Below are 1,438 nucleotides of genomic sequence, written 5' to 3'. Positions count from 1 at the left end.
CTATCGGACCCCGAACGAAGCCGAGCAGGCATGGATCACCGAGAACCTCGCCGCGTAGACAACTATTCAACTGGTCCAGGAAACGTTGGGCAGCTCAGAAGGACAGGCAAGACGGGGCAGTGATGTCTTTTCGCGGTGAAATGATTGGTCGTGTAGCGTGCCGCCGTACGTTGCGCAGTCACTGGCGCGGAACCAACGCTGCAACGCGTGAGGCACGAGAACCCCATGGCTCATGGGCAGTGGTCAGGTAGCTCCACTCTGCCGAGTAGCATTCGTCCTCTTGTGCAGCCAGATCAACCGACGTCAAAGGACTCTAAGAGCGTTATTCATAAGGTCTGTTTCGCGCGTGTCGCTGTGAAGACATCGGCTTCTCGCGGGAGAGAATGGAAGTTCCTACACGCCATTCTTGAAGCGAGAAGTCGATGCGCTATGACTCTACTACAGGTTTGACCTCTGGGCAGGTGACGGAGTTGGTGGCTCGGATATTCCAGGTCCTGTCCGGGCGTCCATCGTTGCCTGGCCGCCCCGCGCTTCTCAACCTGCGGGAGCAGGTCATCCTGACGTTGCTGCTGTTGCGACAGAACCTGAACCAAGCCGCCGTCGCGGACCTGCACGGCGTCTCCCAAGCCACCGTCTCGCGGATCTACCGGCGCATCGTTCCGCTGATCGAGCAAGCCTGTTGCTTCTCAGGGATTTCCCTGGAAGAAGCTGTCCGAGGCCGTGTCGTCCTGGTCGATGGGACAGACGTTCCCACCGGGAACCGCGCGAAAACGGGTCGGTCGAATTACTCCGGGAAGCGGCACCGACAAGGCCTCAATGTGCAGATCGCCGCAGATCTGGACGGCGGCCTCCTCGCCGCGTCAGACCCTGTCGCCGGCGCCCGTCATGATCGTGTCGCTCTCGCGCTCTGCGGCTGGGAGCCGATCCTCGATGACACGGACTGGATCGCCGACCCGGGCTACATCGGCACCACCGCGACCACTCCCCGCAAACGACCCCACGGCACCACCCTCGACGACAACACCAAGAAATCGAACCGGGAAATCTCCAGAACCCGATCCGCAGTCGAGAGGTGCATCGCCCACTTCAAGAACTGGAAAATCATCGCCACCGGCTACCGCGGACGCCTCAGCGAACTCCCCGCCATCATCCGCACCATCACAAAACTCGAACTCTACCGACTCGGCTGGTAAACAACCTTATGAATAACGCTCTAACTAGATCTTCGCCACGAAAAAGTACGAGCGTTATTCATAAGGTCTGATTCGGGCGTGTCGTTCCGAGGCATCGGCTTCCCATTCGGGAGAATAGAAGTTCCAAAGCTCGCTATTTTCGGAACGGGAAGCCGATGCGGTACGACTCTACTACAGGCCTGGATGCGGAGCAATTGACGGAGCTGATCTGTCGGATCTGGCAGATTGTCGCGGGGAGGGGTGAG

General features: G+C 59.2%; 1 protein-coding gene. It reads left to right on the top strand.

The annotated features are described in order from the left end of the window. Positions 1–461: 461 nt before the first annotated feature. Positions 462–1,193, top strand: coding sequence for a transposase family protein (locus tag C5D07_RS15070; RefSeq protein ID WP_211286394.1), 732 nt, complete (start codon positions 462–464; stop codon positions 1,191–1,193). The last annotated feature ends 245 nt before the right edge of the window (positions 1,194–1,438 follow it).

It is taken from the genome of Rathayibacter tritici (assembly GCF_002932875.1).
In the GTDB taxonomy this organism is placed as follows: Bacteria; Actinomycetota; Actinomycetes; order Actinomycetales; family Microbacteriaceae; genus Rathayibacter; species Rathayibacter tritici.
Note: the sequence above shows the minus strand (reverse complement) of the source record. Positions and strands in the feature narration are given on the sequence as shown.